7 protein-coding genes and 1 pseudogene are annotated in these 8,314 nt (G+C 55.4%); 5 read left to right on the forward strand and 3 right to left on the reverse strand.

Going from position 1 to position 8,314, the window contains the following annotated elements; all coding sequences use genetic code 11:
* The first annotated feature begins 17 nt into the window (after nucleotides 1–17).
* Entirely contained in the window at nucleotides 18–743 is a 726-nt protein-coding gene (locus ACI2I2_RS05155; protein WP_404656912.1) for a substrate-binding domain-containing protein, read from the forward strand.
* On the opposite strand, the gene ACI2I2_RS05160 is transcribed toward ACI2I2_RS05155, so the two are convergent.
* From ACI2I2_RS05160 to ACI2I2_RS05170, 3 genes are read right to left on the reverse strand one after another with little or no spacing between them, the layout of a single operon-like run.
* Entirely contained in the window at nucleotides 723–1,475 is a 753-nt protein-coding gene (locus ACI2I2_RS05160) for an ABC transporter ATP-binding protein (protein ID WP_404656913.1), read from the reverse strand. The two genes, ACI2I2_RS05155 and ACI2I2_RS05160, sit on opposite strands and share 21 nt — an antisense overlap.
* Nucleotides 1,472–2,476 (reverse strand): FecCD family ABC transporter permease, encoded by a 1,005-nt coding sequence (locus tag ACI2I2_RS05165; protein ID WP_404656914.1) that lies wholly within the window; start codon nucleotides 2,474–2,476, stop codon nucleotides 1,472–1,474. Before ACI2I2_RS05165 ends, ACI2I2_RS05160 begins: the two co-directional genes overlap by 4 nt.
* Nucleotides 2,463–3,530: an ABC transporter substrate-binding protein gene (locus ACI2I2_RS05170; protein ID WP_404656915.1), complete on the reverse strand. Its 1,068-nt coding sequence runs from the start codon at nucleotides 3,528–3,530 to the stop codon at nucleotides 2,463–2,465. Before ACI2I2_RS05170 ends, ACI2I2_RS05165 begins: the two co-directional genes overlap by 14 nt.
* Before the next feature lie 349 nt (nucleotides 3,531–3,879).
* Between ACI2I2_RS05170 and ACI2I2_RS05175 the strand changes: the two genes are divergently transcribed.
* The 4 genes and pseudogenes from ACI2I2_RS05175 to ACI2I2_RS05190 all read left to right on the forward strand — a co-directional run.
* Entirely contained in the window at nucleotides 3,880–4,395 is a 516-nt protein-coding gene (locus ACI2I2_RS05175) for a fimbrial protein (RefSeq protein WP_404656916.1), read from the forward strand.
* 92 nt (nucleotides 4,396–4,487) lie between these two features.
* Nucleotides 4,488–5,171, forward strand: coding sequence for a fimbria/pilus periplasmic chaperone (locus ACI2I2_RS05180; RefSeq protein ID WP_404656917.1), 684 nt, complete (start codon nucleotides 4,488–4,490; stop codon nucleotides 5,169–5,171).
* Nucleotides 5,172–5,200: 29 nt separating this feature from the next.
* Nucleotides 5,201–7,714 carry a fimbria/pilus outer membrane usher protein gene (locus ACI2I2_RS05185; RefSeq protein WP_404656918.1) on the forward strand — a complete coding sequence of 838 codons (2,514 nt, stop codon included), beginning with the start codon at nucleotides 5,201–5,203 and terminating at the stop codon, nucleotides 7,712–7,714.
* A gap of 24 nt (nucleotides 7,715–7,738) precedes the next feature.
* Nucleotides 7,739–8,314 (forward strand): annotated as a pseudogene (locus tag ACI2I2_RS05190) (type 1 fimbrial protein); the annotation flags it as partial.

An 8,314-nucleotide genomic window follows, 5' to 3' on the forward strand; every position in this document is an offset into this window, starting at 1 on the left:
GCAACACACCTTTACTTATGACAACTTCCCTCCAGCTTTTTGCCGCCGGTAGCCTTAAAAGGGCCTTCATTCCGCTTTGCCAGCAGTTCAGCGCCGAAACGGGTATTCCTGTTGAGGTCAGTTTTGGGTCAGCGGGATTGTTACGGGAGCGCATTGAAGCAGGCGCGTCCTGCCATTTGTTTGCCTCCGCCAATACTGCGCATCCTCAAGTGTTGTTGCAACGTGGGCAGGCGTTGAGCGTGCAGAGTTTTGCTTTCAATCGTTTGAACCTGACGGCACGTAAAACCCCTGAAACAGAGCATGACGACTGGTTAAGCCTTTTGGCTAATCCTGCCTTGCGCCTGGGCACATCAACGCCGGGTTGCGATCCATCCGGGGATTACACCTGGCAGCTTTTTGAGCGCCTTGAGCAGCGTCTTCCCGGCATCGGGTTGAAGCAAAGGGCGATAAAGCTGGTGGGTGGACGAGACACCTTAACGGTGCCGGAAGGGCAAATCGCCAGCGCGTGGCTGATTCGCAACAACTATACCGACCTGTTTATCGGCTACGCCCACTATGCGCAAGCTCTGGATAACAGCGACGATCTGCGCATGCTGAACATCCCTGATGCAGACAACCCACGCTGTGAATATCAACTGGCGCTACTCAGTAAAGCCGCCGAAACGTTGGCGGCATATATCGTGGCAAAAGAAGGCCAGCGTTTTCTGGCCCAGGCAGGATTTCTACCGCTTGACGGAAAATAGCGGCGCAATAACGGGTGGGATGTTTTCACCGAGCGTCACGGTTTTCACCGGCACGCCATAAGCCTGAAGCAGATGCTTTTCCGTGACGATATCGGCCGTTTTTCCGGCAAGCCATTCTCCTTGGGGCAACAGCAATAAGGTATGGCTAGCGACCTGAAGTGCATGAGTCGGATCATGAGTGGTGAACATCACGCTCCGCTGCTGACGATGTGCCAGATCGCTGATGAGCTGAAGCACCACTTGCTGATTGGCCAGATCTAACGCTGAGCAGGGTTCATCCAGTAACACGTTTTGACTGCCGCTGACCAGCGCCCGGGCAATCATCACCAGATGCTGCTGTCCACCGGAAAGACGATTAAAGGTTTTGTGCGCAAGGTCTGCAATATTCAGTTGCGTCAGGGCCTGCGTGACTTGATGAATATCTTCTGAAGACGGTTGCGCAAACAGCCCGACATGACGCGCTCGTCCCATCAGCACCACATCCTCAACGCGCCAGGCAAACGCCGCACGGAAAAATTGCGGTACCACGCTCACGCCGCCTTCAACGATGAAATTCCCCCCCAAAGGCGGAAGCACGCCAGTCAACGTATCCAGCAACGTGCTTTTGCCACGGCCATTGGCACCCAAAATGGCCCAAATCTCCCCCGGCTTGCAGGTGAAACTCAGCGGAGAAAAAAGCGGGCCTTTATGCCCGTATAACAAATCGTCGGCGGATAAAGAAACCGTTGTCATGGGCTGCTCCTGCGCTGGCTGTAAATCAGCAAGAAGGTGAACACCGGCGCGCCGAGCAGGGCGGTAATAATGCCAATCGGAATTTCTGCGGCGGTCAGCGTTCGCGCGAGATCGTCCACGACAATCATAAAACAGCCGCCAAGCCAGAACGAGACAGGCAACAAGCGGCGGTGATCGACGCCGGTCAGTAATCTCGCAAGATGGGGAATAACCAGCCCGACCCAGGCGATGCTGCCGCTGACAGCTACCTGAGCGGCAACCAGCAGCGCACAACACACCAATACGCCTGCCCGCAGAAGTTTGACTGGCACGCCGAGCGCGCGGGCATCTTTCTCATCGAGCGACAGCAAATTTATCCGCCAGCGCAGGCTGAACAGCACTACGCTGCCCACCAGCACCGGGATCGCGCAAATCAGCACTTTGTGCCAGTTTGCCGTGGCGAAACTGCCTAACAACCAAAACACGATATTAGGCAACGTTTCTTCGGTATCGGCCAGATACTGCATCAGGCTGACCAGGGCGGCAAAAAAGCCGCTGAGGATGATCCCGGAGAGGATCAGCACCAGCGTATTTTCCCGGCCTTGCAGGCTGGCAATAAGATATACCAGCCCCAGCGCCGCCAGCCCAAAGGCAAAGGTGGAGCTCATCATGAGCAGCGGGCTGAAGCCCAGCAAAATCGCCAGCGTGCCGCCAAAGGCGGAACCGGAAGTCACGCCAATGATGTGCGGGTCGACCAAAGGATTGCGAAACACGCCCTGTAACGTGGCACCGCTCAGCCCAAGCGCAGCGCCAGCGAGAAACGCCAGCGTGATGCGGGGCAGACGCACCGACCAGACAATCTGGCTGGCGATCCCTTTTTGCGTGTGCGGATGCAACAGATGCTGGATGACTTCATTCAACGGCAGCCGATACTGGCCGAGGCAAAGAGATGCCAGGGCCAGTATCAGACTCAGCAGAATCAAACCCACGTGCAGAATGCGAAAACGATCAGAACTGAGCATCCGCTTTCCAGTTCATGCGATAAAAGCGCTGATAATAATCCTGTGCCTGTGCATCCATATCGATGTCTTTATAGCGCTGTGGATAGAGTTTTTTTGCCATCCACAGTTCGCCGAGCGCCAGTGCTTCCGGCATCGGGTAACCCCACGCTTTGGCGTATTCCGGCATCAGCCACACGCGGTGGTTTTTCACCGCATCGATAGCCTGCCAGTTCGGATCGTTTTCAATTTCCTTCACCACTTGCGGATAACGATCCTGCACAAAGATAACTTCTGGGTTCCATTGCAAGACTTGCTCCAGTGAAACCTGACGTGCGCCTTTCACGGTTGCGGCAGCGACGTTGAGCGCGCCCGCATGTTCCATCATCAGGCCAGTGTATTTGCCGGAACCGTAGGTATTGAGATCAGGGTTGGCCATATACACGCGAACTTTTTTGTCCTGAGGAATATCGGCAACTGGCGCGTTAGCTTTGGCTCGCGCAGCGAATGTATACTGAATTAAGTCTTCGGCCTGTTTTTGCCGCTCAACCACTTCACCAATCAGGCGAATACCTTGTTTCAGCCCATTGTTATAGGCCTGTTCTTCATTCGCCATGGTGGGGTTCATCTTGTTTTTTTCCCCGGCGGCATCTTCGCGAAGGGAAACCGCCACCACAGGAATGCCAGCATTTTGAATCTGCTCAATCATCTGAGCAGGGGCGTAATTGGCGACGAAGACCACCTGTGGATGCAACGCCAATAAGCTTTCAATGTTTGCCTGAGTCAAATCTCCCGGCATCGGCAGCTTGGTGATTTGCGGCATGAAGCGAGCGAACTGCGGCCCAAGCTGTTTTTGCCAACTGCTGAGCACACCGACGATGTCGTCAGCGGCATCGAGTTGCACCAGCAGATTCAGCGTTTGATGCTGAAGGACGACAACGCGATTTACGTGCTCCGGCAGTGTGACCTCACGGCCTAACTGGTCAGTGACGGTACGGTCCGCGTGGGCGGCTGAAATGCTCAGCAGTGCGCCACAGGCAAGGGCTGTGCTGAAGAAAAGGCGGTGTAATGGGCTCATGAGTTCGCTCGAAGAAAGGAAAAATCGTTGTGTATTAGAATATATAGCGATGCGCGTTGCAAACCCTTCGTCCCGTTTACCCCTAAAGAGTCAGGGGAAAAGGATGACAAGAAAGCGGAAATTTGTCGTCCTTTGGATGACAAAGCTTACCAGGCAGGAGGACAACGCGACCGCCTGTCGTCCTGGTGTCTTTTTTTCGCCAAACTTTATAGTACATCTCAGGCAAACGAAGAACGTTTCGCCAGTGACAGTTCACTTATTTCATGCATCGCTGCTGTGGGGGCAAAAATGAAATGGAATAAGCGAAAGGGTAATTAAAAAACATTCGTTAAGACATCAGGAAAGTATCATGAAAAAGCAACTGGCAATTCTGGCAATCGCATCCGCAATGACCACCTCTGTATTTGCAGCAGATGGCACCATTAATTTCACCGGCGAAATCATTGACGCCGCCTGTGATGTAACCCCGACCACGGCAAACCAGACCGTTAACCTGGGTAAAGTCAGTGACAAATCACTGGGCACTGTCGGTAATACCGCTGCTGCAACCAGCTTTAAAATTGATCTGGCAAGTTGCCCGGCCGCGGTAAATACCGCCAGCGTTAAATTTGACGGTGTTCCTTATAACGGTGACACCAGCGCAATCGCCCTGACGCCTGCGGCAAATGCTGCGACTGGCGTGGGTATCGAAATCCGTGATGCTGACGGTTCTGTACTGCCGCTGTACACCGCATCTCAGGGTGTCACGCTGTCTCAGACTGGCACAAACAGCCTGCAGTTCAGCGCCGCGTACGTAGCCAAAGATGCTACCGTAACCGCAGGCCCGGCAGACGCCACCGCGACGTTCTCCGTAGTGTATAACTAAGTTCATTCGATAAAAGCAGTAGTCTCATTAATCAGTTGTAATTTGTCCGTAATTCCGGCGGCTCGCCGCCGGCTTTTTTTTGGAGTTGTATTATGAACGCGAAATTCATCGCTCTGGGGTTATCACTGGCCTCGTTATATTGTCATTCGGCAAGTGCTGGCGTCGTTGTCGGTGGGACTCGCGTAGTGTATGACGGTACAAAAAAAGAATCGTCGATCCAGATTAATAACCCGGATAAGACGGCTTACTTAATTCAGTCGTGGGTTGAGAATAGCCAGGGCATTGCCGATAAAAGCGCGTTTTTTGTCACGCCACCTTTATTCCGACTGGACGGCAATCAAAATAATACATTGCGAATTATGCTGGCTACGCCTGCATTGGCAAAAAATAAAGAAAGCCTTTACTGGCTGAATATCAAATCGATTCCGGCAGTGGAACAAAATACGGCAGGCAACTCGCTGCAGCTGGCGGTCAAGACTCGTATCAAGTTGATTTATCGTCCGGCAGAACTGAAAGGCCAGGTGCCGGAACAGTTGGCGGATAAGCTGACCTGGCAGCGCATTGGCAATCGCCTGACGGTGACCAACCCAACGCCTTATTACATGAATTTTTATGCGATCAATGTGGGCGGCAAAGCGGTTCAGGACGTGACCTGGGTTGCACCCGGTGCGACAGCGACGTTTGCGCTCAGCCCGGCCCATAGTGGTTCGCAGGTGAGCTGGCAAATCATCAGCGATTACGGTGCCAGCGGTGCCACTCATCAGGCTGCACTCTAGTCAGCATTAGCCTCTCCCGGAGCATTACCATGGAATTATTCATCGCCGATAAGGGGCGCGCTTACCTGCGCCCGACGCCTGTCGCCGTTTCTCTGGCTCTGATGCTGCACCTGTGGTCGCAGACCGCAACGGCGAGGGACTATTTTAACCCTGCGCTGCTGGAACAAACCGGCGGCGAGGGCGGTCAGGTTGACCTGTCCACCTTTGAAAATGGCGGGCAATTGCCGGGCCGTTATCACGCTGATATTTATCTCAACGGGCAGTTTGTTGAAAGCCGTGACCTCGATTTCACTCAAGATCAGACCGGTAAACTGCAACCGTGCCTGCAGCTCAATGACCTGAAAAGCTACGGCGTACGCGTCGATCAGTTCCCGGAGTTGCAACTGGCCGGTGAACGCTGCGTCAACCTGGCGGCAATCCCGCAGGCTTCAGCAGACTTCGTTTTTAGCTCGCAGTCTTTGCAACTGAGCATTCCGCAGGCCGCCGTCACCAGCCGCGCGCGCGATTACGTTTCGCCAGAACAGTGGGACGAAGGGATCAATGCCGCGCTGATGAACTACAGCTTCAGCGGCAGCAATGCGCGCCAGAACGGCACCAGCAGTGACAGCCAGTACCTGAACTTGCGTCCGGGGATTAACCTCGGCCCATGGCGCTTGCGCAACTACAGCACCTGGAATCGCAACGGTGACCAACAGCAGTGGAACAACGTCTACACCTATGCCCAGCGCAACATTGTGGCGCTGAAAAGCCAGCTGTTGCTCGGCGACAGCTCATCACCGGCAGATGTGTTCGACAGCGTCCCGTTCCGCGGCGCACAACTGGCGTCCGATGACGACATGCTGCCAGAAAGCCAGCGTGGCTATGCGCCCGTGGTTCGTGGGATTGCGCGCAGCAACAACGCTCAGGTCATCATTCGTCAGAACGGCTACATCATCTATCAAAGTTACGTGCCTGCCGGGGCGTTTGAGATTTCCGACATGTACCCGACAGGCGGCAGCGGCGACCTGCACGTCACGGTGAAAGAGTCTGACGGCAGCGAGCAGAACTCGGTGGTGCCGTTCGCTTCATTACCTGTTTTGCAGCGCGAAGGGCGACTGCGCTTTAGCCTGACCGGCGGCCAGTATCGCGCTTATGACAGCGGCGTTGAGAACAACACGTTTGTGCAGGGGACCGCCATTTACGGGATTGCCCGTGGCACGACGCTGTACGGCGGCACGCAGGTGGCAGAGCACTATCATTCTGGTGCATTAGGCCTCGGTCAGAACCTGGGGACAGTGGGGGCAATCTCTGCTGACGTGACGTTGTCACGTAGTCAGATGAAAGACAGCGACACTGAGCAGGGGCAATCCTGGCGCTTGCGTTACAGCAAAAGCATGGTGGAAACCGGGACTAACGTGGCGATCGCGGGCTATCGCTATTCAACCAAAGGCTTCTACGCGCTGGGCGATGTGATGGAAAGCTGGCGCGACTCACCGCTCACGGTTTCAACGTCTGCACGTAAAAACCGCGCTGAAATGACCATCAGCCAGGATTTAGGCGGCAGCGCCGGCTACCTCTCGCTGAGCGCCATTCGTGAGGATTACTGGAACGGCAGCCAGACCAGCAACAACTGGAGCGTCGGCTACAACAACAGCTGGCAGAGTGTCAGCTACAGCCTGAACTACGCCCGTAATCAGAACGTGAGCAGCCGCACCTCTACAAGCAGCGGCCCACAGCGTGACGACATTTTCTCACTGAGTATCAGCGTGCCTCTGGATCGCTGGTTGAGCAATACCTGGAGCAGCTACAGCCTGAACAGCAGCCGTCAGAACGGCAGCGTCAGCACCCTCGGGGTGAACGGCGTGGCGCTCGAAGACAACAATTTAAGCTGGAGCGTGAACCAGGGTTATGGCAATAGCGGCACGGGCTACACCGGGTACGCGAGCGCAGATTACCGCGGTACCTACGGGCAAGTTTCCAGCAGCTATAGCTACGGCAACAATCAGTCCAGCCTGAGCTATGGCATGCAGGGCGCGGTGCTGGCGCATGCCGATGGCGTCACGCTGGGGCAGCCGGTAGGCGAAACCTTTGGCCTGGCAAAAGTGCCGGGTGCCAGCGGAATCAGTATTGAGAACCAACCTGGCGTGAAGACCGACTATCGCGGTTATGCGCTGGTGCCGAACCTGACGGCTTACCGCCGTAACGACGTCAACCTGAAAACAGAAAGCATGAAGGATGACGTTGACGTTCAACAGACCAGCCAGGGCGTAACGCCAACCCGCGGCGCAGTGGTGCGAGCGAGCTATCAGGCGCAGGTCGGGCAGCGAGTGCTGATGACCCTGACCCGTGCAAACGGCAGCCCGGTACCTTTCGGTTCAACAGTCAGCAATGACAGCGTGAGCAGCATCGTGGGCGACGGCGGCCAGGCGTATCTGGCCGGGCTGCAACCCTCCGGCAAGCTGAAAGTGCAGTGGGGGAATGGTCGTGAGAGTCAGTGTTCCGTCGACTACCGCCTGAGCGAAAGCCAGAGCGGCATTGTGAGCCAAAGTGCGCGCTGCCTGTAACCGAATCAAGAGTTGAGAAAGACTATGCGAAATAAACACAAAAGAATGACTCAGGCGTTAATGGTGCTCGCGCTGTGCCTGGGCTCAGCGAAAGCGATGGCCGCCTGTTCCTTTATGGACGGTCGCTTTAATGCGGGGAATTCAGACACCCTTAATTTTGGTGATGTGGTGGTACAGCGGACCGCTGCGGTAGGCAGTGTTGTTGCGTCGATAACCAGTAGCAGCCTTGGCAGTCGTAATAACTTTTTTACTTGCGATGACAACACTTTCCGCACCGTCTGGGCGGAAGGCACGGGTGGCTTTACGCCAGTCAGTTACGGCGGGCAAACATTGTATCAGTCGGGTATCCCAGGACTGGCAATCCGTATTGTGACGCCGGGAGCCGGCTCTAATGCAGGGCGCTTTGGGTCAGGCGCTTTACCGCGTGGCTATACGGGGTCAGCTTGTTCGTGGTCCACCAGCTGGTGGCGCCTGTGTGGGGGCACCTGGGGGAATGTGTCGCTGCAGCTGGTAAAAATAGCGGCAACCACAGGGTCGGGCCCCATGACCGGAGGCTCAATAGTGAAGGCTCAGGTTGTCGGGGAAAGTGACATCATGAAC

The sequence above is a fragment of the Scandinavium sp. NPDC088450 genome, assembly GCF_044900545.1.
Taxonomy (GTDB): Bacteria; Pseudomonadota; Gammaproteobacteria; order Enterobacterales; family Enterobacteriaceae; genus Scandinavium.

Excerpts from the sequence above, each read along its gene's own strand:
- ACI2I2_RS05155 (WP_404656912.1), top strand. The coding sequence starts at position 18 with ATGACAACTTCCCTCCAGCTTTTTGCCGCCGGTAGCCTTAAAAGGGCC.
- ACI2I2_RS05160 (WP_404656913.1), bottom strand. The coding sequence starts at position 1,475 with ATGACAACGGTTTCTTTATCCGCCGACGATTTGTTATACGGGCATAAA.
- ACI2I2_RS05165 (WP_404656914.1), bottom strand. The coding sequence starts at position 2,476 with ATGCTCAGTTCTGATCGTTTTCGCATTCTGCACGTGGGTTTGATTCTG.
- ACI2I2_RS05170 (WP_404656915.1), bottom strand. The coding sequence starts at position 3,530 with ATGAGCCCATTACACCGCCTTTTCTTCAGCACAGCCCTTGCCTGTGGC.
- ACI2I2_RS05175 (WP_404656916.1), top strand. The coding sequence starts at position 3,880 with ATGAAAAAGCAACTGGCAATTCTGGCAATCGCATCCGCAATGACCACC.
- ACI2I2_RS05180 (WP_404656917.1), top strand. The coding sequence starts at position 4,488 with ATGAACGCGAAATTCATCGCTCTGGGGTTATCACTGGCCTCGTTATAT.
- ACI2I2_RS05185 (WP_404656918.1), top strand. The coding sequence starts at position 5,201 with ATGGAATTATTCATCGCCGATAAGGGGCGCGCTTACCTGCGCCCGACG.